General features: G+C 57.0%; 24 protein-coding genes, 3 tRNA genes and 1 other RNA gene. 19 read left to right on the forward strand and 9 right to left on the reverse strand.

Going from position 1 to position 25,358, the window contains the following annotated elements; all coding sequences use genetic code 11:
* The first annotated feature begins 476 nt into the window (after positions 1–476).
* From cydA to GVJ63_RS18030, 15 genes are all read left to right on the forward strand, one after another.
* A complete protein-coding gene (gene cydA / locus GVJ63_RS17960; protein WP_010260749.1) occupies positions 477–2,048 on the forward strand; it encodes a cytochrome ubiquinol oxidase subunit I in 1,572 nt (523 codons plus the stop codon).
* 11 nt (positions 2,049–2,059) lie between these two features.
* Positions 2,060–3,199, forward strand: a complete 1,140-nt coding sequence (cydB, locus tag GVJ63_RS17965) for a cytochrome d ubiquinol oxidase subunit II (RefSeq protein WP_010671299.1) — start codon at positions 2,060–2,062, stop codon at positions 3,197–3,199.
* A 15-nt stretch (positions 3,200–3,214) separates the two neighbouring features.
* The gene (cydX, locus tag GVJ63_RS17970) at positions 3,215–3,319 is read left to right on the forward strand and encodes a cytochrome bd-I oxidase subunit CydX (protein ID WP_010260755.1); all 105 of its coding nucleotides are present in this window, start codon (positions 3,215–3,217) and stop codon (positions 3,317–3,319) included.
* The gene (ybgE, locus tag GVJ63_RS17975) at positions 3,319–3,612 is read left to right on the forward strand and encodes a cyd operon protein YbgE (RefSeq protein WP_159227184.1); all 294 of its coding nucleotides are present in this window, start codon (positions 3,319–3,321) and stop codon (positions 3,610–3,612) included. Before cydX ends, ybgE begins: the two co-directional genes overlap by 1 nt.
* A gap of 178 nt (positions 3,613–3,790) precedes the next feature.
* Positions 3,791–4,195, forward strand: coding sequence for a tol-pal system-associated acyl-CoA thioesterase (gene ybgC, locus GVJ63_RS17980; RefSeq protein WP_159227185.1), 405 nt, complete (start codon positions 3,791–3,793; stop codon positions 4,193–4,195).
* Entirely contained in the window at positions 4,192–4,878 is a 687-nt protein-coding gene (gene tolQ / locus GVJ63_RS17985; protein ID WP_010260762.1) for a Tol-Pal system protein TolQ, read from the forward strand. Before ybgC ends, tolQ begins: the two co-directional genes overlap by 4 nt.
* Before the next feature lie 13 nt (positions 4,879–4,891).
* Positions 4,892–5,320: a colicin uptake protein TolR gene (gene tolR / locus GVJ63_RS17990; RefSeq protein WP_010260764.1), complete on the forward strand. Its 429-nt coding sequence runs from the start codon at positions 4,892–4,894 to the stop codon at positions 5,318–5,320.
* 27 nt (positions 5,321–5,347) lie between these two features.
* Positions 5,348–6,649, forward strand: a complete 1,302-nt coding sequence (gene tolA / locus GVJ63_RS17995) for a cell envelope integrity protein TolA (RefSeq protein ID WP_022626037.1) — start codon at positions 5,348–5,350, stop codon at positions 6,647–6,649.
* A gap of 115 nt (positions 6,650–6,764) precedes the next feature.
* Complete coding sequence (tolB, locus tag GVJ63_RS18000; protein WP_010260769.1) at positions 6,765–8,060, forward strand: Tol-Pal system beta propeller repeat protein TolB; 1,296 nt, start codon at positions 6,765–6,767, stop codon at positions 8,058–8,060.
* 50 nt (positions 8,061–8,110) lie between these two features.
* Positions 8,111–8,641, forward strand: a complete 531-nt coding sequence (gene pal, locus GVJ63_RS18005) for a peptidoglycan-associated lipoprotein Pal (protein ID WP_010260771.1) — start codon at positions 8,111–8,113, stop codon at positions 8,639–8,641.
* A gap of 9 nt (positions 8,642–8,650) precedes the next feature.
* Complete coding sequence (cpoB, locus tag GVJ63_RS18010) at positions 8,651–9,445, forward strand: cell division protein CpoB (RefSeq protein WP_033771151.1); 795 nt, start codon at positions 8,651–8,653, stop codon at positions 9,443–9,445.
* A gap of 164 nt (positions 9,446–9,609) precedes the next feature.
* Positions 9,610–9,685, forward strand: a tRNA-Lys gene (locus GVJ63_RS18015).
* Between the two features lie 70 nt (positions 9,686–9,755).
* Positions 9,756–9,831, forward strand: a tRNA-Lys gene (locus GVJ63_RS18020).
* A 46-nt stretch (positions 9,832–9,877) separates the two neighbouring features.
* A tRNA-Lys gene (locus GVJ63_RS18025) sits at positions 9,878–9,953 on the forward strand.
* A 43-nt stretch (positions 9,954–9,996) separates the two neighbouring features.
* Positions 9,997–10,130, forward strand: a non-coding RNA gene (locus tag GVJ63_RS18030) — RtT sRNA.
* A gap of 454 nt (positions 10,131–10,584) precedes the next feature.
* Here GVJ63_RS18030 and GVJ63_RS18035 read toward each other — a convergent pair.
* Positions 10,585–12,060, reverse strand: coding sequence for an AlkA N-terminal domain-containing protein (locus GVJ63_RS18035; RefSeq protein WP_158149483.1), 1,476 nt, complete (start codon positions 12,058–12,060; stop codon positions 10,585–10,587).
* A gap of 158 nt (positions 12,061–12,218) precedes the next feature.
* On the opposite strand from GVJ63_RS18035, the gene GVJ63_RS18040 reads away from it, so the two are divergent.
* From GVJ63_RS18040 to pnuC, 3 genes are all read left to right on the forward strand, one after another.
* Entirely contained in the window at positions 12,219–12,761 is a 543-nt protein-coding gene (locus GVJ63_RS18040) for a methylated-DNA--[protein]-cysteine S-methyltransferase (RefSeq protein WP_010260149.1), read from the forward strand.
* Positions 12,762–12,887: 126 nt separating this feature from the next.
* Complete coding sequence (gene nadA / locus GVJ63_RS18045; protein WP_159227186.1) at positions 12,888–13,949, forward strand: quinolinate synthase NadA; 1,062 nt, start codon at positions 12,888–12,890, stop codon at positions 13,947–13,949.
* 24 nt (positions 13,950–13,973) lie between these two features.
* Positions 13,974–14,696, forward strand: coding sequence for a nicotinamide riboside transporter PnuC (gene pnuC / locus GVJ63_RS18050; RefSeq protein ID WP_010260155.1), 723 nt, complete (start codon positions 13,974–13,976; stop codon positions 14,694–14,696).
* On the opposite strand, the gene zitB is transcribed toward pnuC, so the two are convergent.
* From zitB to GVJ63_RS18070, 4 genes are all read right to left on the reverse strand, one after another.
* Positions 14,690–15,673: a CDF family zinc transporter ZitB gene (zitB, locus tag GVJ63_RS18055; RefSeq protein WP_124889785.1), complete on the reverse strand. Its 984-nt coding sequence runs from the start codon at positions 15,671–15,673 to the stop codon at positions 14,690–14,692. The two genes, pnuC and zitB, sit on opposite strands and share 7 nt — an antisense overlap.
* Complete coding sequence (locus GVJ63_RS18060) at positions 15,651–18,695, reverse strand: transporter substrate-binding domain-containing protein (RefSeq protein WP_200843124.1); 3,045 nt, start codon at positions 18,693–18,695, stop codon at positions 15,651–15,653. The genes zitB and GVJ63_RS18060 overlap by 23 nt, the downstream gene beginning before the upstream one ends.
* Positions 18,696–18,709: 14 nt before the next feature.
* The gene (locus GVJ63_RS18065) at positions 18,710–19,291 is read right to left on the reverse strand and encodes a response regulator transcription factor (RefSeq protein WP_033756983.1); all 582 of its coding nucleotides are present in this window, start codon (positions 19,289–19,291) and stop codon (positions 18,710–18,712) included.
* Positions 19,292–19,389: 98 nt separating this feature from the next.
* Complete coding sequence (locus tag GVJ63_RS18070; RefSeq protein WP_022626030.1) at positions 19,390–19,758, reverse strand: YbgS-like family protein; 369 nt, start codon at positions 19,756–19,758, stop codon at positions 19,390–19,392.
* A gap of 287 nt (positions 19,759–20,045) precedes the next feature.
* Here GVJ63_RS18070 and aroG point away from each other — a divergent pair, with 287 nt between their 5' ends.
* The gene (aroG, locus tag GVJ63_RS18075) at positions 20,046–21,098 is read left to right on the forward strand and encodes a 3-deoxy-7-phosphoheptulonate synthase AroG (protein ID WP_010669658.1); all 1,053 of its coding nucleotides are present in this window, start codon (positions 20,046–20,048) and stop codon (positions 21,096–21,098) included.
* A 72-nt stretch (positions 21,099–21,170) separates the two neighbouring features.
* On the opposite strand, the gene gpmA is transcribed toward aroG, so the two are convergent.
* From gpmA to galT, 4 genes are all read right to left on the reverse strand, one after another.
* A complete protein-coding gene (gpmA, locus tag GVJ63_RS18080) occupies positions 21,171–21,923 on the reverse strand; it encodes a 2,3-diphosphoglycerate-dependent phosphoglycerate mutase (RefSeq protein ID WP_003851893.1) in 753 nt (250 codons plus the stop codon).
* 151 nt (positions 21,924–22,074) lie between these two features.
* Positions 22,075–23,109 (reverse strand): galactose-1-epimerase, encoded by a 1,035-nt coding sequence (gene galM, locus GVJ63_RS18085; protein WP_159227188.1) that lies wholly within the window; start codon positions 23,107–23,109, stop codon positions 22,075–22,077.
* On the reverse strand, positions 23,103–24,251 hold the full coding sequence (gene galK / locus GVJ63_RS18090) for a galactokinase (RefSeq protein ID WP_010669660.1): 1,149 nt from the start codon (positions 24,249–24,251) through the stop codon (positions 23,103–23,105). Before galK ends, galM begins: the two co-directional genes overlap by 7 nt.
* Positions 24,248–25,294: a galactose-1-phosphate uridylyltransferase gene (gene galT / locus GVJ63_RS18095; protein WP_022626027.1), complete on the reverse strand. Its 1,047-nt coding sequence runs from the start codon at positions 25,292–25,294 to the stop codon at positions 24,248–24,250. The genes galK and galT overlap by 4 nt, the downstream gene beginning before the upstream one ends.
* Positions 25,295–25,358: the final 64 nt, after the last annotated feature.

The following is a 25,358-nucleotide window of genomic DNA, read 5'->3' on the forward strand; positions in this document are numbered from 1 at the left end:
AAATAACCGGCCCGCGGCTCATCACGTTAAGGAAAAGTGTCAAAGGTAAATTATTTCTTCGCGCTTTATTTCATTACTGACATCTCATTAACAAGAAACCTACCTGACCCTATCTGGAAACTTATTGCGTTAATCCAGATCAATTAATCGCGACTTATATCCAACTATATCTCTGGCAAAGCGCAACGCTAAGGGCGTAAATTGCGCTGCATCAATCCAGCCTTTTACACAAATTTTCAAACGTCTGCTCAACCCGGGATTACACCCGCTTTCCTCCTGTTAAAGCACGCGTTAATGAAAGCGCTGATTGACAATTTTCTGAGCTGCTTCATTTGCTACTCGCCTGTTCGGGCAGCTCACAGACCTGTTCTGCGGGTAATAAAAAACTGGAATCAATAAACAGTCGTTGCTGACTCTGATTGCGTTCGATCTGTTCGCGCGCGTGACGGAGACAAAGCGAGGAGCAAGGAGTCCTTATGTTAGATATCGTCGAGCTGTCGCGGTTACAGTTTGCCTTAACGGCGATGTACCATTTTCTGTTCGTCCCTTTAACGCTGGGTATGGCGTTTTTGCTGGCGATCATGGAAACGGTATATGTCCTGAGCGGCAAACAAATCTATAAAGATATGACGAAGTTCTGGGGCAAGTTATTTGGTATTAACTTTGCGCTGGGTGTCGCCACCGGCCTGACCATGGAATTTCAGTTCGGGACTAACTGGTCATATTACTCTCACTACGTCGGCGATATCTTCGGCGCGCCGCTCGCCATCGAAGGTCTGATGGCGTTCTTCCTGGAATCCACCTTTGTTGGCCTGTTCTTTTTTGGCTGGGATCGCCTGGGCAAAGTGCAGCACCTCGCCGTCACCTGGCTGGTGGCGCTGGGCTCAAACATGTCGGCGCTGTGGATTCTGGTGGCTAACGGCTGGATGCAGAATCCGATCGCCTCTGAGTTCAACTTCGAAACCATGCGCATGGAGATGGTCAGCTTCTCAGAGCTGGTGCTGAACCCGGTCGCGCAGGTGAAATTCGTTCACACCGTGGCAGCCGGTTACACCACCGGTGCAATGTTTATTATGGGCATCAGCGCCTGGTACATGCTGAAAGGCCGTGACTTCGCCTTTGCTAAACGCTCGTTCGCTATCGCGGCCAGCTTTGGCATGGCGGCGGTGCTGTCAGTCATCGTTCTGGGCGATGAGTCAGGTTACGAGATGGGGGACGTGCAGAAAACCAAACTGGCCGCTATCGAAGCGGAGTGGGAAACCCAGCCGGCACCGGCCTCGTTTACCCTGTTTGGCCTGCCCGATCAGGCAACTCAGGAGAACCGATACGCAGTACAGATCCCCTGGCTGCTGGGCCTGATCGCCACCCGATCTACCGATACGCCGGTAACCGGCCTGAAAGATCTGATGGCACAGCATGAAGTGCGCATCCGCAACGGCATGAAAGCCTATGCCCTGCTGAATGAGCTGCGCGGTGGCAGCCAGGATCCGGCGGTGCGTGACGCGTTCAACAGCCACAAACAGGATCTCGGCTACGGTCTGCTGCTGAAGCGTTATACCGACAACGTGGCTGATGCAACCGAAGCGCAGATTAAACAGGCGACGCAGGACTCTATCCCGCGTGTCGCCCCGCTCTATTTCGCCTTCCGCATCATGGTGCTGTGTGGCGTACTGCTGCTGGGCATTATCGCGCTGGCATTCTGGAGCGTACTGCGTAACCGCATCGGTAAAAATCGCTGGTTACTGAAAGCGGCGCTGTTTGGTATTCCGCTGCCGTGGATCGCTATCGAATCAGGCTGGTTTGTGGCGGAGTATGGTCGTCAGCCCTGGGCTATCGGTGAAGTTCTGCCGACTGCGGTAGCCAACTCCTCCCTGACCGTTGGCGATCTGCTGTTCTCCATGATCCTGATCTGCGGACTCTACACAATGTTCCTGGTGGCTGAGATGTACCTGATGTTCAAATTCGCCCGCCTTGGGCCGAGCAGCCTGAAAACCGGGCGTTATCATCATGAGCAGATCACGGCAATCACCCAGCCGGTACAGGGATAAGGAGAGCGACCATGTTTGATTATGAAGTTCTGCGCTTTGTCTGGTGGCTGTTGATTGGCGTACTGCTGATTGGCTTTGCCGTCGCAGATGGTTTTGATATGGGTGTCGGGATGCTGACGCGCATTCTGGGCCGGAATGATACTGAACGTCGCATCATGATTAACAGTATCGCTCCACACTGGGACGGTAACCAGGTCTGGCTGATCACCGCAGGTGGCGCGCTGTTTGCCGCCTGGCCGATGGTCTACGCGGCAGCCTTCTCTGGCTTCTACGTGGCGATGATTCTGGTGCTCGCGTCGCTGTTCTTCCGTCCGGTCGGCTTCGATTACCGTTCGAAGATTGAAGACAATCGCTGGCGCGGTGCCTGGGACTGGGGGATTTTCATTGGCAGCTTCGTGCCGCCGCTGGTGATTGGCGTAGCGTTTGGCAACCTGTTACAGGGCGTGCCGTTCCATGCCGATGAGTATCTGCGCCTGTTCTATACCGGTAACTTCTTCCAGCTGCTGAATCCGTTTGGGCTGCTGGCGGGTGTGGTCAGTGTGGCGATGATTCTGGTGCAGGGTGCAACCTATCTGCAGATGCGCACTACCGGCGAACTGCATCTGCGTTCACGCACCGCAGCACAACTTGCCGCCCTGGTGATGATGGTCTGCTTTATCCTGGCGGGCGTCTGGGTGAAATATGGTATCGATGGTTATGTGGTGACCAGCACTATGGATCACTTCGCCGCCTCTAACCCACTGGGCAAAACCGTGGTGCGCGAAGCGGGGGCCTGGATGGTCAACTTCCAGAACCACCCTGTGCTGTGGCTGTTCCCGCTGCTGGGCGCTGTGCTGCCGCTGCTGACCATACTCTGCTCGCGGGTTGAGAAGGGCGCCTGGGCGTTCCTGTTCTCCTCACTGACGCTGGCCTGCGTCATCATGACAGCCGGTATTGCAATGTTCCCGTTCATCATGCCATCCAGCACGGTGCCGGGTGTGAGCCTGACCATGTGGGACGCAACGTCCAGCCTGCTGACGCTGCAAACCATGACCGTTGCCGCCGCTATCTTTGTGCCAATCATTCTGGCCTACACCACCTGGTGCTACTGGAAGATGTTTGGTCGTATCACTAAAGAGCATATTGAAAGCAACAGTCACTCACTCTATTAATTAAGGAGACGTCGCATGTGGTATTTTGCCTGGATTCTCGGCACGTTGCTGGCCTGTGCCTTTGGTATCGTGACCGCGCTGGCGATTGAGCACATTGAAGCGCAGGATGAGCCTCACTGATGCGAACGCTAATTCGGATGCTGTATGATCTGATGGATAAGGGCCCGTTACGGGCCCTTTCACTGCTGCTGGCGCTGCTGACCGCAGGCGGCGTGATCTGGGATCCGACACGCTTTGCCAATCAGGCAGGCCAGTTACCGGCTCTGCAGGGGCTGGTGCTGATCTGGGCGGTCTGCAGTGGGGTGATCCACGGTGTGGGCTTCCGGCCACAGCAAACCCGATGGCAGACGCTGTTTGCCCCGTTACCCGCCATGCTGGTGCTATTTATTGCGCTTTACCGTTTTTATCTTTAAGACCCCTTCTCATCGGCGCTGTCAGTGAATTTTTGTCAGCGTCTGGTCAATTAATCTCCCTGAAATCGTTCCGTTTGTTACGGAGCGATAATTATTTTCGCCTGGCTCTGACGAGCCATTCCCAACCCCAATTCTCTTGCGTATAGTAACAACGTTTAAAACGAGGCCGGGATGTAGAGTGAGTAAAACGCTGTTTCGCTGGCCGGTTCGGGTCTACTACGAAGATACTGATGCCGGTGGTGTGGTTTATCACGCCAGCTATATCGCTTTTTATGAACGAGCTCGTACTGAAATGTTGCGACAGCACCATTTTAATCAGCAGACGCTGTTAGAACAGCAGATCGCTTTTGTGGTACGGCGTATATCGGTGGACTATCTGGCGGCGGCGCGTCTTGATGACCTTCTCGAGATCCAGAGCGAGGTCACATCAATGACACGGGCTACCATGACGTTCACTCAGCGTATCGTGAATACTGAAGGCAAAGTGCTCAATGAGGCAGAAGTCCTGATTGCCTGCATTAACCCACATCTAATGAAGCCGATTGCGCTTCCCAAGTCTATTGTCGCGGAGTTCAAGCAGTGACTGACATGAACATTCTTGATTTGTTCCTGAAGGCGAGCCTTCTGGTCAAACTTATCATGTTGATTTTGATCGGCTTTTCTATTGCCTCCTGGGCCATCATTATTCAGCGCACACGTATTCTGAATGCGGCGGGAAGAGAAGCGGAGGCGTTTGAAGACAAATTCTGGTCCGGCATCGAACTCTCGCGCCTCTATCAGGAGAGCCAGGAGCGCCGGGAAGAACTGGGTGGTTCGGAGCAGATTTTCTATTCCGGCTTTAAAGAGTTCGCCCGCCTGCATCGCGCCAACAGCCATGCGCCGGAAGCGGTCATTGATGGTGCGAGCCGTGCGATGCGTATCTCAATGAACCGTGAGCTTGAAGCGCTGGAAAACCACATTCCATTCCTCGGCACCGTCGGTTCTATCAGCCCTTATATCGGACTGTTCGGCACCGTCTGGGGGATCATGCACGCCTTTATCGCACTGGGTGCCGTGAAGCAGGCAACCCTGCAGATGGTTGCACCGGGTATCGCTGAAGCGTTGATTGCGACCGCTATCGGTCTGTTTGCCGCGATTCCGGCGGTGATGGCGTACAACCGTCTGAACCAGCGCGTGAACAAACTGGAGCAGGGCTACGACAACTTCATGGAAGAGTTCACTGCCATTCTGCATCGCCAGGCTTTCTCCAGCGATAGCGCTAAGTAAATAGAGGTTAATGATGGCCAGAGTACGTGGTCGCAAACGCCGCGACCTGAAGTCGGAAATCAACATCGTTCCGCTACTGGACGTCCTGTTGGTGCTGTTGCTGATCTTCATGGCAACGGCGCCCATTATTACCCAGAGCGTGGAAGTGGATCTGCCTGATGCGACCGATTCGAAAACCGTTGCCAGCGATGATAATCCGCCGGTGATTGTCGAAGTGGCGGGCGTGGGTCAGTACAGCCTGGTCGTGGATCACGATCGTATGGATCAACTTCCGCCAGAGCAGGTAATCAGCGAAGCGCAGCGTCGACTGGAAGCGAATCCTAAGACGGTCTTTTTGATCGGGGGCGCGAAAGAGGTGCCTTACGATGAAATTATTAAAGCGCTCAACCTGCTGCACCAGGCGGGTGTTAAATCTGTCGGTTTGATGACGCAGCCGATTTAAAATCGAACCGTTTTTTGGGAACCGAGTGTGTCGAAGGCAACCGAGCAAAACGAGAAGTTAAAGCGCGCGATAATCATTTCGGTGATTCTGCATATCGTGCTGATCGCGCTGCTGATTTGGAGCTCGTTTAATGAGCACATTGACGCCAGCAGTGCGGGTGGCGGAGGCAGTGATATTGATGCAGTGATGGTCGATCCCGGTGCCGTCGTGAGTCAATACAATCGTCAGCAGAACCAGCAAAGTGACAGCCAGCGGGCTGAGCAGCAGCGTAAAAAGCAGGCGCAGCAGCAGGCTGAAGAGCTGCAACAGAAACAGGCTGCTGAACAGCAGCGTCTGAAAGCGTTGGAAAAAGAGCGTTTAGCCGCGCAGGAAACCGCGAAAGAAGAGGCAAAACAGCAGGCTGAGCAGCAGAAGGCTGCCGAAGACGCTGCTAAGCAGGCGCAGGAGCAGCAAAAAACGGCGGAAGCGGCGGCTGCCAAAGCCAAAGCGGATGCAAAAGCTCAGGCAGATGCGCAGGCAAAAGCCGCGGCTGAGCAGGCGAAACAGGCCGCAGCCGAAGCAAAGAAGCAGGCTGATCAGCAGGCGAAAGCCGCCGCTGCCGCTGCTGCAAAAGAGAAAGCCGTTGCGGAAGCGAAGGCGAAATCTGAAGCAGATGCGAAAGCCGCGGCTGAGGCCAAAGTGAAAGCGGCGGCGGATGCCAAAGCCAAAGCGGCTGAAGAGGCTAAACAAAAAGCTGCTGAAGCCAAAGAAAAAGCCGCAGAGGCGGCGAAAGAGAAAGCCGCAGAAGCCGCAAAAGAGAAAGCGGAAGCGGCTAAAGAGGCCGCCAAAGAGAAGGCGGAAGCTGCCGCGAAAGCGAAAGCCGATGCCGCGGCGAAAGCCAAAGCCGATGCTGCCGCTAAGGCCAAAGCGGATGCTAAAGCGAAAGCCGCCGCCGATGCGGCCAACGACAGCGATGTCGATGATTTGCTGGGTGGACTCGCTTCCGGTAAAAATGCACCGAAAAGCGGCACCTCTGGCGGCGCAGCAGGGCAGGGAAACCAGAAGAAAGCGGGTGCATCAGGCGCGGAAATCAACTCCTACATGGGTCAGGTTGTGAGTGCGATTCAGAGCCGATTCTATGATGCGGATCTGTATCGCGGAAAAACCTGTGATTTGCGGATTAAACTTGCGCCTGATGGCTTGTTGATTGATGTTAAGTCAGAGGGTGGCGATCCCGCGCTCTGTCAGGCCGCGATTGCTGCCGCAAAACAGGCACGTATTCCGAAGCCGCCTTCGCAGGCGGTCTACGAAGTGTTTAAAAACGCCCCAATGCGTTTTAAACCGCAATAATGCAGTAACGGGCGGCAAGTTGATCTATGTTTAGCGTGCCGTACTTAAGTTGTACTCGTGGTTTCCAGGAACAGTGCCAATTATCGTGGACTGAGGTTCAGATAAGGGAGATAAAATGAAGCAAGCTCTTCGCGTTACGTTAGGCTTTTTTATCCTGCTGTGGGCAGCCATGCTGCATGCAGAAGTTCGAATTGAGATCACCCAGGGTGTCAACACTGCGCGCCCGATTGGCGTGGTGCCGTTTAAATGGGCCGGTGCTGGCGCAGCGCCGGAAGATATCGGCGGCATCGTTGCAGCTGACCTGCGCAACAGTGGCAAATTTAATCCACTGGATCGCTCGCGTCTGCCACAGCAGCCTGCCAGCGCGCAGGAAGTTCAGCCTGCCGCTTGGAGTGCACTCGGCATTGATGCCGTGGTCGTCGGTCAGGTCGCGTCTAACCCGGATGGCAGCTATCAGGTTTCGTACCAGCTGGTCGACACCGGCGGTGCACCCGGTACCGTGCTGGCACAAAACAGTTATAAAGTGACGAAGCAGTGGCTGCGTTATGCCGCTCACACGGCCAGTGACGAAACGTTCCTGAAGCTGACCGGTATCAAGGGCGCTTTCCGTACCCGTATCGCCTATGTGGTGCAGACCAACGGCGGCCAGTTCCCGTATGAACTGCGCGTTGCTGACTATGATGGTTACAACCAGTTTGTCGTGCATCGTTCACCACAGCCTCTGATGTCGCCAGCCTGGTCTCCGGATGGCAGCAAAGTCGCTTACGTGACCTTTGAAAGCGGCAAATCTGCGCTGGTGGTACAGACGCTGTCGAACGGTGCTATCCGTCAGATCGCCTCCTATCCACGTCACAACGGTGCCCCAGCGTTCTCGCCGGATGGCTCTAAACTGGCGTTCGCGCTCTCTAAAACCGGCAGCCTGAACCTCTATGTGATGGATCTGGCCTCAGGTCAGACGCGTCAGATTACCGATGGTCGCTATAACAGCACCGAACCGACCTGGTTCCCGGACAGCCAGACGCTGGCTTACACCTCCGATCAGGCTGGTGCTCCACAAATCTACAAAGTCGGACTTAACGGTGGCGCGCCACAACGTATTACCTGGGAAGGCGGTCAGAACCAGGATGCGGATGTCGCAACAGATGGTAAGTCAATGGTGATGATTAGCACCAACGGTGGTGCTCAACACGTCGCCAAACAGGATCTGGAAACGGGAGCCGTTCAAACGTTAACGGACACGTTCCTGGATGAAACGCCGAGCCTGGCACCCAATGGCACAATGGTAATCTACAGCTCTACTCAGGGTATGGGTTCCGTGTTGCAGTTGGTTTCTACCGACGGCCGTTTCAAAGCGCGTCTTCCGGCAACTGATGGACAGGTAAAATTTCCTGCCTGGTCGCCGTATCTGTAATGTCTGACAGTTCAGACATCACAAACAATAAACAATAATGGGATTTTGAAATGCAACTGAACAAAGTGCTGAAGGGTTTGATGCTGGCTCTGCCGGTTCTGGCAGTAGCGGCTTGTAGCTCACACAAGAACAACAACAATGACCAGACTGGCATGGGCGCTGATGGCGGCGCTTACGGTGCAAATTCTGGCATGAACGGCAACGGCGGCAACATGTCTTCTGACGAGCAGGCTCGTCTGCAGATGCAGCAGCTGCAGCAGAACAACATCGTGTACTTCGGCCTGGACAAGTATGACGTTCAGTCTGATTACGCACAGATGCTGGATCAGCATGCAACCTTCCTGCGCAGCAACCCGTCATACAAAGTGACCATCGAAGGTCATGCGGATGAGCGCGGTACGCCGGAATACAACATCGCACTGGGCGAACGTCGTGCTAACGCGGTTAAAATGTACCTGCAGGGCAAAGGCGTGTCGGCTGATCAGATGTCTATCGTATCTTACGGTAAAGAGAAGCCAGCCGTTCTGGGTCATGACGAAGCAGCGTATTCTAAAAACCGTCGTGCCGTTCTGGTCTACTAAGAGAATCACATGGTTAGTAACTTCAGACATCACCTGTTGAGTCTGTCGTTACTGATTGGCGTAGCGGCCCCCTGGGCCGCTAATGCCCAAGCGTCAATCAGTAGCGTTGGCTCCGGCTCGGTCGAAGACCGTGTCACCACTCTTGAACGAATTTCTAATGCCCAGGCACAGCTGATGCAGCAATTGCAGCAGCAGATGAGCGATAACCAGCGTGATATCGACGCGCTGCGTGGGCAAATCCAGCAAAACACGTATCAGTTGAATCAGGTGGTTGAGCGGCAGAAGCAGCTTTACCAGCAGATTGACAGCCTGAGCAGCGCCAGCACCAGCGGCGGTCAGCAGGCAGCGGGCAGTAATGCCGCAGCGGATACCGGCGCAGCAGCAACCGCAGGCGCGGCAACATCAACGGATAGCGCACCTGCGCAGACCGGTGACGCTAACAGCGATTACAATGCGGCTGTGGCGCTGATTCTGGAGAAGAAACAGTATGATCAGGCGATCAGCGCGCTCCAGGCGTGGGTAAAACGTTACCCGGATTCGACCTATCAGCCGAACGCCAATTACTGGCTGGGACAGCTGAACTATAACAAAGGCAAAAAGGACGACGCGGCTTACTATTACGCCACGGTAGTAAAAAACTATCCGAAGTCGCCGAAAGCTGCAGAAGCGTTGTTGAAAGTGGGCGTCATCATGCAGGAGAAAAAAGACACAGCGAAAGCTAAAGCGGTCTTCCAGCAGGTGATCAAACTTTATCCAGACACCGAATCTGCTAAGCAGGCGCAAAAACGTCTGACAAGTCTGTAATCTGTACGGTTCAGGCCAGATATCGTGTGATTTCTGGTCTTGCCGTATGAAAGGTAAGCAACTGAAGCATTTAGCAGAAATAAGAGTTGCGCTACCCCGCTAAATCAGTAATATATGCCGCCGTTGCCGGGACACATTGCAAAGTGTCTGGTAAGCCTGAAGATGGGTCGTTAGCTCAGTTGGTAGAGCAGTTGACTTTTAATCAATTGGTCGCAGGTTCGAATCCTGCACGACCCACCATCTTCCTCAGACGCGCTTTTACCGCGCAGTTTTAAGAAGAACACTTCAGCATTGCTTCACAACCTAAGATGGGTCGTTAGCTCAGTTGGTAGAGCAGTTGACTTTTAATCAATTGGTCGCAGGTTCGAATCCTGCACGACCCACCATCTTATCTCAGCCGCCTGGCGTGTTGAACGGTTGTAAGCCCCCAGCGGGTCGTTAGCTCAGTTGGTAGAGCAGTTGACTTTTAATCAATTGGTCGCAGGTTCGAATCCTGCACGACCCACCAATTAAGAAAAAAGCGCCCTCAGGGCGCTTTTTTTGTTTCTGCGGCACGGCGTTCCCCGTGCAGGGTGAGAACCTGCAGCAGGTTCGACTGAATCGCCTGGCGATTCAGGCTGATGCGACAGCATCACCCGAAGGGCGAGGCCCCGGATGGGCCGAGGCAATCCTGCACGACCCACCAATTAAGAAAAAAGCGCCCTCAGGGCGCTTTTTTTGTTTCTGCGGTATCTGATTACTTTTTCAAAGCAAAACGTCACTGGTTTTTGAAGTTGTCGATGAAGTTTGCCGCAAGCCGCTTTGAGATTGAGCCTGCGCAGAGAACAGGGTCAGATCGGAAAGACGCTAAAGCCAATCCCTGACCTGCTCGACCCGCGCGATTACGCACCTCATCCCTGAGGTGCGCCCGTAGCCGGGCCAACGCGTTGCGTTGTTCAAAAACGCTCCCGGCGTTTTTGTCCCAGGCGCGGGACGCTTTCCTCTTCTGACCCTGTTCCCTGCGCGTTGAGCTTTTTCGTTGCGGCCAAATCCAGTCGGGTGCGAGTTTGTAAGCAGTCTGGAAGAGGCTCTGCATTTTTAGTTTCTGCGATACCGACTATGCAGATCAGGGCAGACTATCTGCATCCTTACATCAACCGTCACGGCTTTTTCTTTGCCTTTGCTACTGCCAGGCTCTCCCAGATATGCATCACTGCATAGCTGCGCCAGGGACGCCACGACTGCGATCGCGCCTCCGCTTCTTTCGATGACATGCCGCCCAGGTTATTCCGGATGGCAATATCCTCTTTGGGAAAGGCATCCGGCCAGCGCAAAGCGCGCATCGCGATGTAGTGCGCGGTCCAGGGACCAATACCCGGCAGGCTGACCAGCTTTTTGATGACCTCGTCTGGCGCCTGAGCGGCACTAAGACGCAGATCTCCGCTGGCGCAGGCATTTGCAAAGGCGATGATGGCGCGGGAGCGGGCGGCACTGACAATCCCCATCGGCGCGACATCGTCTACCGTCAGTCCGGCGATGCGTTCAGGATGGGCGGTGTAGCGGGTCAGATCGGCGAACGGCGTCTCACAGGGTTCGCCAAAGGCGGCGGCAAAACGGCTGCTGACCGTGGTGGCCGCTTTGACCGTCACCTGCTGGCCGATAATGGCGCGCACGCCCAGCTCAAAGGCGTCGAATGCGCCAGGCACACGCAGACCCGGATGCGAGATCAGGCTGGGTGCCAGCAGTGGGTCCTGCGCCAGACAGGCGGCGATACGCTGCGGCTGTGCGTCGAGATCGAACAGATCACGCAGACGGCGCAGCAGCAGAGGCAGAACCGGCGTCAGCGAGGTTGAGAGCGTCACCTGCAGCGCATTCTTTTGCGGCAGATGCGAAACAGAAACCCAGCCCCGGCAGCGGCCGAGCACCACGGTGCGTCGCCAGCAGCCATCTTCCACCGCCTCGACCTCTTTCATCAGATGCGTCTGCAAAAACCAGAGCATCGCCGCCCAGTCGTAGGGAGGGCGATAGGCCAGCCGCAGCGTCACGCGGTCGCCGGGCTGCGCGCACTGAGTGCCCGTATCGTCCCTGCGCAGCGCGCCTGGCGTCATGCGGTAACGCGCCTGGAAGACATCATTAAAGCGCCGCAGGCTGCCAAAGCCGCTGGCATAGGCAACGTCAATAATCGGCAGCCGGGTTTCGGTCAGCAGCTGTTTAGCCAGCAGCATGCGCCGCGTCTGCTTCAGTTCCAGCGGCGAGACACCCAGCTCCTGCTGCACGATACGGCGCAGCTGACGCAGGCTGATACCGAATTCAGCGGCAATTGCCTCCAGTCCTTCACGTTCCTCCAGCATGCCTTCCTCGATACGCTGAATCAGCCGCTCTGCCACACGGTGCGGCTGATCAACCGGCGCATTACCGGGTGCCAGTTCGGGCCGACAGCGCAGGCAGGGGCGAAAGCGGGCTTTCTCCGCCGCTTCCGCGCTGCTGAAGAAAAGGCAGTTCTTCTGCATCGGCGCTTTGACCGGGCAGACCGGACGACAATAGATACCGGTTGAGGTCACGCCAACAAAGAAAACGCCGTCAAAGCGGGTATCACGAGAGGTCAGCGCCTGATAGGCAATGTCGGGATCGAGCATGGCAGTTCTCCGGTAAATAAGCGCAGCCTACACCGGTGAATCCCGGCAGACTGGCTGTTTTCGGACAGCACAACAGTTTATCGCCATGACCGAAAACAGCCAGTCAGGCTGATGAAAAGTGCGATAATAGGCGACAGAACCGTGACGGGAGAATCACCATGTACTACTTCAAACCGATAGTCACCCCGGTGGGTGAACTGAAACTGGTCGCCAGCGATAGCGGCCTGGCGGGTATTTTGTGGGAAAACGACGATCCCAAACGCACCCGGTTTTTGCCGCAAACGCGCGATGACGATCATCCCATTCTGATCGAAACTGAGCGTCAGCTCAGCGAGTACTTCACCGGTGCTCGTCGCTGCTTTGAGCTGCCGCTCGATTTTGTCGGCACTGAGTTTCAGAAAAAAGTCTGGCAGGCGCTGGTGGCTATCCCGTTTGGTGAGACGCGCAGCTACAGCCAGATTGCGCGGGAGATCGGCCATCCGCTGGCGGTGCGTGCCGTCGGGGCGGCCAATGGGCGTAATCCGCTCTCGATTGTCGCACCGTGCCACCGCGTGATTGGAGCCAACGGCAAGCTGACCGGCTTTGCGGGCGGACTGGATATCAAAGCCTTTCTGCTGGCACTGGAAGCGCCGCAAAAACCGCTGGTACTGGCAGATGAAACGCAGCCCGGCAGGGTCGGCGCTGTGATGCAGACAGAATAAATATCGCACGACACAGCCAGGCTTTTCCGCTATCGTGTTTAGCATATAAAACACGATGGCGGATTGGACGCCATAAGTCGCCGGAACAGGCGATTTTCGTTAATTAGACAAAACGAGAGCTGTGTCATGAGTGTGATGTTCGATCCAGAAAGCGCCTTTTATCCCTTTCCGCCCAAACCCGCTCGTCTGAGTGACGACGAGAAGGCGTTCTACCGTGAGAAAATTAAAGCGCTGCTGAAGGCGCGAAACGCAGTGATGGTGGCGCACTACTACACCGATCCGGAAATTCAGGCGCTGGCAGAAGAGACAGGCGGCTGCGTTTCGGACTCGCTGGAGATGGCACGCTTTGGCAGCAACCATTCGGCGACGACACTGCTGGTGGCCGGCGTGCGCTTTATGGGGGAAACCGCCAAAATCCTCAGCCCGGAGAAAACCGTACTGATGCCGACGCTGCAGGCGGAGTGCTCACTGGATCTCGGCTGCCCGATTGAAGAGTTTAACGCCTTTTGCGACGCCCATCCCGATCGCACCGTGGTGGTCTACGCCAATACTTCGGCGGCGGTAAAAGCGCGGGCCGACTGGGTGGTGACTTCAAGCATTGCAGTCGAGCTGATTGAGCACCTCGACAGTCTGGGCGAAAAAATTATCTGGGCGCCGGATCGCCATCTTGGCCGCTACGTCACCCAAAAATCGGGCGCGGACGTGCTCTGTTGGCAGGGCGCGTGCATTGTGCACGACGAGTTCAAAACCCAGGCGCTGCAGCGTATGAAAGCGCTCTATCCCGACGCGGCAGTGCTGGTGCATCCTGAGTCACCGCAGGCGATTGTCGATCTGGCCGATGCGGTCGGCTCGACCAGCCAGCTGATTCAGGCCGCCAAATCCCTGCCGCATCCGCAGATGATTGTGGCGACCGATCGCGGCATTTTCTACAAAATGCAGCAGGCGGTGCCGGATAAAGAGCTGCTTGAAGCGCCCACAGCCGGTGAAGGTGCCACCTGCCGCAGCTGTGCTCACTGTCCCTGGATGGCGATGAACGGCCTTAAAGCCATCGCAGAGGCGCTGGAGTCGGGTGGGGTTGAACATGAGATTCAGGTGGATGAGACGCTGCGTGAGGCGGCGTTACTGCCGCTTAATCGCATGCTATCCTTTGCAGCGGAACTTAAACTCAACGTGAAGGGAAACGCGTAAGCGTTTTCCGGACAGGTGCTCAGCATGGACTTCTTCAGCACACATAATATTCTGGTTCACATTCCTCTGGGTGCCGGAGGCTACGATCTCTCATGGATTGAGGCTATCGGCACGCTGGCAGGCTTACTCTGCATCTGGTTTGCCAGCCTGGAAAAAATCATCAACTATCCCTTTGGCCTGATTAACGTCACGCTGTTTGCGGTGATTTTCTTTCAGATCCAGCTCTACGCCAGCCTGCTGCTGCAGCTCTTCTTTTTTGCCGCCAATATCTACGGCTGGTACGCCTGGAGTCGGCAAACCTCCGATCATCAGGCGGCGCTGAAAATCCGCTGGCTGCCGCTGCCTAAGGCGCTGGCCTGGACGGCGGGCTGTGTGATTGCGATTGCGCTGATGACCCTCTATATCGATCCGGTGTTTGCGCTGTTAACCCGTGCGGCCGTCACGCTGATGAACGGCCTTGGCCTGTCGGTGGCGATGCCCGCGCTGCAGCCGGATGCGTTCCCGTTCTGGGACTCCTGCATGATGGTGTTGTCGATTGCGGCGATGGTGCTGATGACGCGCAAATATGTTGAGAACTGGCTGCTGTGGGTCATCATCAACGTGATTAGCGTGATGATTTTTGCCCGACAGGGCGTCTATGCGATGTCGCTGGAGTATGTGATTCTGACGCTGATTGCGCTGAACGGCTCGCGCATGTGGATCCGCAGCGCGCGGCAACAGGGTTCCCGCGCGCTGTCGGCTCAGTGAGTGTGCGCTTCGCCTTTAGCATGAGCATGCTCATGGTCGTGTGAATGGCTGTGATCATGGCCGGTGGCGGCAGCGCCGCTTAAGCCGAGTTCACACTCGGCACCGGCACAGGGCTGATACTCCATCTGCACGGTCGCATGCGCAATCTGATAGTGCTGGCGCAGATAGTCGTGGATACGATGCAGCAGCGCATCGTGATCGTAAGGCGGGATCACCTGCGCATGCAGCGTCAGCAGCGGCTTTTCGCCCACCTGCCACAGATGCACATGGTGAACATTGCGCACCTCTGCGATGTTCAGGGTGAGATCCCGTATCAGCCGGTTCACATCCAGCGAACGCGGCGCCCCTTCCAGTAACTCCTGCAGACTCTCACGCAGCAGCGCCCAGGCGCTGCGCAGCACCAGCAGTGACACCAGCAACGACAGAATCGGATCGATTGGGGTCCAGCCGGTCAGCATAATAATCACCGCCGCGACAATCGCACCCACCGAGCCAAGCAGGTCGCCCATCACATGCAGCGCCGCGGCCCGCACGTTGAGATTCTTCTCTTCGCTGCCGTGATGCAGCAGCCAGAACGACAGAATATTGGCCAGCAGGCCGCCAATAGCAATCCCCAGCATCAGGCCGCCGGTCACCGGTTGCGGGTCGGCAAAGCGGCGCACCGCCTCCCAGACGATCAGTGCGGTAATGCCCAGCAGCGCAATGGCGTTAACAAATGCGGCCAGCGTGGTCAGACGCAGCAGGCCAAAGGTGTGGCGTGCATTGGGTTTACGGCGCGAGAACTGCACCGCCAGCAGCGCCATCAGCAGCGCGGCGGCATCGGTCAGCATATGCCCGGCGTCCGCCAGCAACGCCAGTGAACCCGAGAGCCAGCCGCCAATCACTTCAGCCACCATAAAGACAACGGTCACCCCGAAGGCGGCCGCCAGACGCGTGCGATTACTATCCTGCCCGCTATGAGTGTGGGTATGTGCCATAAGATTCCAGTTTTTTCAGTAACCTGTTTGCTAATAATATCAGTAATTGCCACGTCTCAGACGTGTCCTGATGCTGTTTTGCCTGCTCCGCCAGTTGCTGGCTGAGCTGTGCGCCGTGCTCCAGTCCCACCAGTAACCAGCTTCCTTTCATCCGGTGCGCCGCTTCGGCGAACGGCATCCACGCCTCGCGCTCGCGTGCTTCGCGCATGACGGCCAGATCCTGCGTCACCGTGCTGTGCAGCGTCTGGCTCAGACGGCGGAGGAATTTCTCATTCTGCTGCGCCAGTTGCCACAGATTATCATCCAGCGCCGCCAGCGGATCTTCCTGCCACTCTGCCAGCAGCGCGCTGAGATCGGCTAACTGCACCGGTTTTATCACTACCCGCTCCCGCGCCTCCAGCGGTCGCGACAGCAGCTGGGCATCCGCGGAGCAGAGCACCCGCATCGCCTGACGCTTCCGCTGACGGTCACGCCGCCGCAGTATCCGCAGCAGCTGTGTGCCGTCAGGCCGCGGCATCATCTGGTCGATAAACAGCAGGTCATAAGGCTGCTGCGCATCGGCCTGCAGCAGCGCGCGTCCCTGCTCAAAGATGTCAGCCTGAATCGCAAAACGGGACAGCTGCTGCTGCATCACCAGCAGATTGGTCGGATGGTCATCGACAATCGCCACCCGCAGTTGTGGAAGGTCGGGCAGGGCAGTTTCATCCACGTGATTTGCTGGTGCGCAGACCGCCAGTGGCAGCGTCACGGTGACCTGGGTGCCGTGACCGGGTTCAGAGGCGAGCCGGATGTCGCCGCCCATCCGCAGCACCATTTCCCGGCAGATAAACAGCCCCAGGCCGCTGCCCTGCACCGAAACCGATTTACCGGACGGTGCCTGATACCAGGGATCAAACAGCTTCTGCTGCTCCTCTGGCGGAATGCCGCTGCCGCTGTCGCTCACCGTCAGAATCAGCTGTTGTTGCTGTGCGGCCAGCGTCAGGCGAATCGCGCCGTGGCGGGTAAATTTCAGCGCATTGGTCATCAGGTTGTTGACCACCTGCTGCAGGCGATCGGCATCGATCATCACGGCATCAGGCAGCGGCGTCAGCGCCTCGACGATCAGATGCGGGCCGTCTTCGCGCATTAACGGATGATAAAAGTGCTGCTGCTGATTGAGCCACTGCGCCAGCGCCAGCGGACGGGGCGCCAGGGTAAAACTGTTGCTCTCGATGCGCGCATGATCCTGCAGATCATTCAGCAACGTCAGCAGCGATTGCGCACTGCTGTGCAGCAGCGTCAGGTTCTGGCTGCTGTGCTGCTGCTTCTCCAGCTCCAGCAGTCCGAGGATCGCCTGCATCGGCGTGCGCAGCTCATGGCTGACGGTCGCCAGGAACTGGCTCTTCATCGCATTGGCGTGCTCAGCCTGTTCACGCTGCTGACGCTCCCGGCGCTGTTGCCAGTAGCGGCGCGCCAGCAGCAGCAGCAGCAGCGCAATGGCCGCACCTGCCACCGCCAGCACCATCATCGGCAGCGAACGCATCACCATCACGCTGCCGGGCTGTGGCGGGGTTGACCAGCTGTCGCGCATCTGACTCTGTGTGTCAGCCGGGATCTGCTGCAGCGCGCGATCCAGCAGGGTGCGGAGCACAGGTTGTTCAGGCGTCACGCCCAGCGCGATCGGCCAGGCGATGTCGCTGGCGGCAAAGGCGAGGTGGATACGCGCATCATCGCGGCTGGCGATACGCCAGCGGGCGGAGAGCACGTTATCCACCAGCGCATCGATCTGCCCCTTTGCCAGCGCGTCATAGAGGCTATTACGATCGGCAAACTGCTGCGGCTGCAGATCCGCAGGCAGCAGACGCAGCGCCAGGTCATCCTGCAACACGCCGACCCGCTTGCCGCGCAGGTCGCGCCAGTGCGCCAGCGTATCGGGCTGCAGGCTGTAGATGCCCCACAGCGCGCGCCACACCGGCAGCGAGGTGCTCTGCATCGCATCGCCGTTCAGCGGCTGCATCAGCTGCAGCATCGCCTGCTGCTGGCCGATCAGCGTGTTCGCCTGACGCGGATTGCTGACCCACACCGGTTCAAACTGCAGGCCGGTGCTCTGAGCTATCGCTTTCAGCAAATCCACGCCATAGCCTCTGGCGGTCCCGCTGGCATCGCGATAACTCCAGGGATAGTTGTCCGGTTCGGCGGTGTAAGTAATACGCGGATGATCGGCAATCCAGGCGCGTTCAGTGGGGCTGAGCATCAGGGTCTGCGTATCCTGATAGCGCGGCAGGGTACTGCTCCAGCGCGCCTGCAGCGTGTTCATCAGTTCTGCTGGCAACTGACGCAGGCTCTGATTAATCCAGCTGATAAGCTCCGGATCGCGGGAGACCGCGCGCAGGTTGAGCTGTCCGGCCTCAATGTGTGAGGCAATCTGATAAATCTGGCCCTGTTGCAGCTGGCTCAGCAGAAATCCGGCGCTGGTTTCATCCGCCACCACATAATCATTCTGCTGATTCAGCAGGGTATAGAGCGCCTGCAGATCACTGCTGTAGCGTCGCCAGCTGTGGCGGGCGGCCAGCGCAGGCGGCAGTTGTGCCAGCGTGCTTTCGCTGATCGCCAGTTGGGCATTCTGGCTGTTAAACATCACGGCACGCTGGTTTTGCTGATTGCGGTAGACCCGAAGCGGGCTGCTGTACCAGTTATCGCTGCTCAGCGCGCCGGCTGGCAGGGGAGAAATCCACATGCCAAGCGCAAAATCGATCTGGCCGCTGTTCAGCGCCTGCATCAGATGCGGCTGATCGCTGTAGAGGTTGAGGCTGAACTGCGCGCCAGTCAGCTGTCGCAGGGCGGAAAGATAGTCGGCATTGATGCCATACAGGTCGTTGCCGATGCGCATCGCCCAGGGGGCGTGGTTCTCTTCCAACAGGCCAACACGCAGGATTTTGCCTTGCATGGTTTCCGCGTGCGTCACCGGCAGCATCATCGGCAGATTGATGCTGCTCACCGGACGCACCTCAGCCAGAACGGAGCCGCACAGCAACAGCAGCATCAGCAGGAGAGTTCTCACTGCTGCGCCTTCCACAGGTCAGCCAGTTCCACCACCGAACGAGCGCCGGTTTTTTCCAGAATGTTCTTTTTATGGGTGCTGACCGTTTTGTTACTGATGTGCAACTGGGCGGCGATTTGCAGATTGGACAGGCCGCTGGCCAGCAGCGCCAGAATCTGACGCTCTTTCTGGGTCAGCGGGAGTTCCGGCTCATCATCCATCACCGGAAACGCCGTCTGACCGCCCAGCACCGCCAGGATAGCGCTAAGCAGCTGCGCCATGCGCTGGCTCTTCACCACATAACCGGCGGCACCCAGCGCCTGGGCGCGACGCACATAGTGGCGGGTCTGCTGAGCAGAGTAGATCAATACCGGACAGTCGGGCCGATGGATCTTCAGGCGACGCAGGAACTCCAGCCCATCGCTGTCCGGCAGGCCAATATCCAGCACGATGATGTCCAGTGGCTGCTGAAGCAGGGGACGGGCGGCTTTTTCACTGCTGGCAGAGAGGAGCTGAACCGGAATGGGTGACTGGCTCAGAGCGGCTTCAAGTGCCACTTCAACCAGCGGATGATCGTCAATCAGAAGCAAAACGGCCATGAAGGATTTCCTGTAAAATTCACAGGATTAGCATAGCGGAAGAGTGGGACAGAGGGGAGAAAAACCAGGAGAGCGTCAGCTCTCCTGGCTAAACAGAATTACTGGGTGGTGCCGTCGGTTTTGGTATCTACGTCACCGCCGCCCACTTTAGTCTGAACTTTTTTATTGATGTTCGGACATTTACCATCTTTACACTGGGCGTTCTGGTCCATTTCGTTAGCAGACATATTACCATGGCTGGTGGTGCTGCCGGACGTTGCAGGATTGGTATCGTTGCCAGTGTTATTAATTTTGCTGTTATCGACATTATTTGGCGGCAGATTCTCTTTCGCTCCGCCCGCTGCTGCACCTGCACTGGCTGCCTGATTCGATGTACCGTTATTGCTGCTGCTGTCTGCAGCCAGTACCGCACCGCTGCTCAGTGTCATTGCTGCTGTCAAAAAGAGTAAGGCAAACTTTTTCATCATTATGCTCCCGTTAATAAATGAAGATGCTTTAAGCCCAGAGGTGCAATTTCGGGTAAGAAAATCCCTGACGAAATATAATTCGCCGGTTGGCTTAAACAGGGTGATTTAATTTTGTAAGCGGGACGTTCCTCAGTGCTTACCATTAAAAAGTCTAGTCGCTAACCTGATTAATGCAAATATCACCCGCACATTTAACCCGCAGCGGGAATTTACACCCCAGGCGCTTCGGGCTACATTGGGCAGGTTGTGTCCGGCGGGCGCCGGGCCAGAAATAATATGGAATCAGTATGAATTACCAGAACGATGACTTACGCATCAAAGAGATTAAAGAGCTGTTACCTCCGGTTGCGCTGCTCGAAAAATTCCCGGCGACCGATCGTGCTGCACAGACCGTTTCACAGGCCCGTCAGGCGATTCATCAGATCCTGCAGGGCAAGGACGATCGCCTGCTGGTGGTGATCGGCCCCTGCTCAATTCATGACACTGAAGCGGCAAAAGAGTATGCCGACCGCCTGCTGGCGCTGCGTGATGAGCTGAAAGGCGAGCTGGAAGTGGTGATGCGGGTCTATTTTGAAAAGCCGCGCACCACGGTGGGCTGGAAAGGGCTGATCAACGATCCCTACATGGACAACAGCTACCAGCTCAATGACGGTCTGCGTCTGGCGCGTAAACTGCTGCTGGATATTAACGACAGCGGCTTACCGGCGGCGGGCGAGTTTCTGGATATGATTACCCCGCAATATGTGGCTGACCTGATGAGCTGGGGCGCGATTGGCGCGCGCACCACGGAATCTCAGGTTCACCGTGAGCTGGCGTCCGGTCTCTCCTGTCCGGTCGGCTTCAAAAACGGTACCGATGGCACCATTAAGGTGGCGATCGATGCCATTAACGCGGCGGGATCGCCGCACTGTTTCCTGTCTGTGACGAAGTATGGTCACTCCGCCATTGTGGAAACCAGCGGCAACGGTGACTGCCATATCATTCTGCGCGGCGGCAAAGAGCCGAACTACAGTGCGCAGCATGTTGCAGAGGTCAAAGAGGGCCTGGCAAAAGCGGGTCTGCCACAGCAGGTGATGATCGATTTCAGCCACGCCAACAGCAGCAAGCAGTTCCAGCGTCAGATGGTTGTGGCAGACGATGTCTCACAGCAGCTGATTAACGGTGAGCAGGCGATTGTCGGTGTGATGATTGAAAGTCATCTGGTGGAAGGCAACCAGAGTCTGGAGAGCGGCGAGCCGCTGGTTTATGGCAAAAGCGTCACCGACGCCTGTATCGGCTGGGAAGATACCGACAAGGTGCTGCGTCAGCTGGCGGCAGCGGTTAAACAGCGCCGCGGCTGATTGCTGGCGAGACTTTGTCATCAATAAAAAAGGCCAGACTTTCGTCTGGCCTTTTTGCATTTCAGCGAGAAATTACTTCGCTTTACCCTGATTCGCAACGGCTGCAGCTTTCGCGGCAATCTCGTCCTGGTCGCCCAGGTAGTAGCGTTTCAGCGGTTTGAAGTTTTCATCGAACTCATAGACCAGCGGTACGCCGGTAGGGATGTTCAGTTCGAGGATTTCATCTTCGCTCAGGTTATCCAGATATTTCACCAGCGCACGCAGTGAGTTGCCGTGTGCGGCAATGATCACTTTCTCACCGCTTTTGATGCGCGGCAGAATGGTGTCGTTCCAGTAAGGGATAACGCGGTCGATGGTCAGCGCCAGGCTTTCGGTGGTTGGCAGCTGCTCTGGGGTCAGTTTCGCGTAACGCGGATCATGGCCCGGGAAGCGCTCATCTGAACGATCCAGCTCTGGCGGAGTAACGGCAAAGCCGCGACGCCACTGCTTAACCTGCTCATCACCATATTTGGCAGCGGTTTCCGCTTTATCCAGACCCTGCAGCGCACCGTAGTGACGCTCGTTCAGACGCCAGGTTTTCTCAACCGGCAGCCAGGCCTGATCCAGCTCATCCAGCACATTCCACAGCGTGTGAATGGCACGCTTCAGTACTGAGGTGTAAGCGAAATCGAAAACAAAGCCCTCTTTTTTCAGCAGCTGACCTGCTGATTTGGCTTCGCCACGACCTTTCTCAGAAAGGTCAACATCATACCAACCGGTAAAGCGGTTTTCGTTGTTCCACTGGCTTTCGCCGTGTCGCACCAGAACCAGCTTAGTTACAGCCATAGCTTAACTCCTTAATACTGTGATGTTTCTGTGAGATTGGAAACCTGCTGCTGCCCGCCTGACACGCGAGCTGATTGCGCCATACCATAACGGAAAAGCGGGCAGCGCGTAAGCCTGTGTGTGACGCACTGCGCGTTTTTCAGCCGGAGGCTCAGCGTGGCGTGAAGCGATAACGCGTCACGGATTCCCAGCGATCTCCCGGCTGCAGCCAGCAATCAGGCTGAGGCCATTCAGCATGATTAGGCGAATCCGGTAAAAATTCGCTCTCCAGCGCAATACCCTGAAATGCAGTATAGCTCGCCTGCTCACGGGCACGGGTGCCCGCCAGGTAGTTGCCGGAATAGAACTGCAACGCCGGTGCCGAAGTGGTCACGCTGAGCTGCAGTCTGCCATCTTCCGACCAGAGTTCTGCCGCAGGCTGAGTGTCGTCGCCTGCGCTGTTGAGCAGAAACGCATGGTCATAGCCCTTCACCGCTCGCTGGTCGTCGTCTGCCAGAAACTCCTGTGCCACGACTTTGGTCTCGCGGAAATCAAAACTGGTTCCGGCAACCTCTTTCAGCGGCGCATTCGGGATGCCTTCGCTGTCGACCGGCAGATAATGGTCGGCGTGCAGTTGTAAGCGATGCTGGCGGGCGTCGCCATGATGCGCATCAAGGTTAAAGTAGGCGTGGTTAGTCAGATTGACCGGGCAGGGCTGATCGCAGCGCGCTTCATAGCTTATGCTCAGGCAGTTCTGGTCATCCAGCTGATAGCGCAGATCGGCAATCAGATTGCCGGGATAGCCCTGATCGCCATCGGGCGAATCAATGCGGTAGTGCACCTCGCTGTCAGACTGGCTGACAATCTGCCAGCGGCGCTTATCAAAGCCTTCTGGTCCGCCATGCAGCTGATGTGCGCCCTGGTTCGGCACCAGCTGGCGATTCAGTTTATTCAGTTTCGCCCCGGCGATGCGGTTAGCGTAGCGGCCGACCGTCGCGCCCAGATAGGCATCCTGATGGAGATAGTCAGAGGGCGTGGCGCAGCCGAGCAGGGCTTCACGCACCGTGCCATCCTGCATCGGCACGCGGGCGGAGAGCCAGGTCGCGCCCCAGTCCATAAAGGTTGCCAGCATGCCGTTGGCATTGCGCAGCACCGTTATGCGCCACGGCTGACCGTCGGGCGCGTGGGAGTTGACGTCGTTCAGCATTGGCCGGCTCCTTCAGAGGCTTTGCAGACGTAGAAGGTCTCTTTGATGCCGGTCGCAGCTTCATACTGCTCCGCTACGGCGGCTTTGACCTGATCGACCAGATCCAGTGGCATCAGCGCGACGATACAGCCACCAAAGCCGCCGCCGGTCATACGCACGCCGCCGCGCTCACCGATCTGCGCTTTCACGATCTCTACCAGGGTATCGATCGGTGGCACGGTGATCTCGAAGTCGTCACGCATCGAGGCGTGAGATTCGGCCATCAGCTGGCCCATACGGGTCAGGTCGCCCTGCGTCAGCGCATCGGCTGCTTCCAGGGTGCGGGCGTTCTCGGTCAGAACGTGACGCACGCGTTTTGCCACCTGCGGGTCGAGCTGCGCCTGTGCCGCTTCAAACTCGGCCAGTTCAACGTCACGCAGTGCCTTCTTATTGAAGAAACGCGCGCCCGCTTCACACTGCTCACGACGCGTGTTGTATTCGCTGCCAACCAGGGTACGACGGAAGTTGGAGTTGATGATCACCACCGCGATATCTTCCGGCATCGACACCGGACGCGTGCCCAGCGTGCGGCAGTCGAGCAGCATGGCGTGATCTTTCCGGCCCAGCGCTGAGATCAGCTGGTCCATGATGCCGCAGTTACAGCCGACGAACTGGTTTTCCGCTTCCTGACCATTCACGGCAATGGCGGCGCCATCCAGCGGCAGATTATAGAGCTGCTGCACCACGGTGCCGACCGCCACTTCCAGCGACGCAGATGAGCTGAGGCCCGCGCCCTGAGGCACGTTGCCGCTGATCACCATATCGATGCCGCCGAAATCGGCATGACGCTGCTGCAGATGTTTCACCACGCCGCGCACATAGTTGGCCCACATCGGTTCCTGCAGGCTGACGATCTCTTCATCCAGCGAGAATGTGTCCTGCGCATTCTCATAATCCGCCGCAACCACCCGAATCTGGCGATCGTCACGGCGGGCACAGGCAATCACCGTCTGGTAATCGATGGCGCACGGCAGCACGAAGCCGTCGTTATAGTCGGTATGCTCGCCAATCAGGTTAACGCGGCCCGGTGCCTGAATGGTATGCGTAGCGGCGTAACCGAAGGTGTCAGAGAAAAGCTGCTGCGTGATGGTTTTTAAGCTCATTGTTGTGCCTCACGGAAGTGAACATCGCTGACAGAACGCAGACGTTCCGCCGCCTGTTCCGCCGTTAAATCGCGTTGGGTTTCGGCCAGCATTTCATAGCCAACCATAAATTTACGCACCGTTGCTGAGCGCAGCAGCGGCGGATAGAAGTGAGCATGCAACTGCCAGTGATCGTTGGCTTCGCCGTTAAACGGCGCGCCATGCCAGCCCATGGAGTAGGGGAATGAGCACTGGAACAGGTTGTCGTAGCGGCTGGTCAGCAGCTTCAGCGCCAGCGCCAGGTCGGTACGCTGCGCCTCATTGAGGTCGGTAATTCGTTTGACGTGCGCTTTCGGCAGCAGCAGGGTTTCAAACGGCCAGGCGGCCCACCACGGCACCACCGCCAGCCAGTGATCGGTTTCCACCACGGTGCGGCTGCCATCCTGCTGTTCACGTGCCAGATAGTCGACCAGCATCGGCGAGCCATGTTTAGCGAAATAGTCGCGCTGATGATCATCTTCACGCTGCGCTTCATTCGGCAGGAAGCTGTTGGCCCAGATCTGACCATGGGGATGCGGGTTGGAGCAGCCCATCGCCGCGCCTTTGTTCTCAAACACCTGCACCCACGGATAGTGCTGACCCAGATCGGCGGTCTCTGCCTGCCAGGTACGCACCACCTCTTCCAGTGCGTTCAGCGACATCTCTGGCAGGGTTTTGCTGTGATCGGGCGAGAAGCAGATGACCCGACTGGTGCCGCGTGCGCTTTCACAACGCATCAGGATATCGTCGCTCTCGGGCGCGTCTGGCGTGTCGGTCATCAGCGCAGCAAAGTCATTGGTAAAGACGTAGGTGCCCGAATAGTCCGGGTTTTTGTCGCCGGTGATGCGGGTGTTTCCGGCACACAGGAAGCAGTCCGGATCGTGCGCCGGTAACGTATTGACCGCCGGGGTTTCCTGCGCGCCTTGCCACGGACGTTTGGCCCGATGAGGTGAAACTAAAATCCATTGATCAATCAGTGGATTGTAACGGCGATGCGGGTGATCGACCGGGTTGAATTTTTCCATGTTAGATCCTGGTAAGCGTCAAAAGCCAAAGAGGCATTGGTAAAAAGTAGCACATCAGCGCGCC

Origin of the sequence: Pantoea sp. 18059 (genome assembly GCF_902706165.1) — a bacterium.
Classification (GTDB): Bacteria; Pseudomonadota; Gammaproteobacteria; order Enterobacterales; family Enterobacteriaceae; genus Pantoea; species Pantoea agglomerans.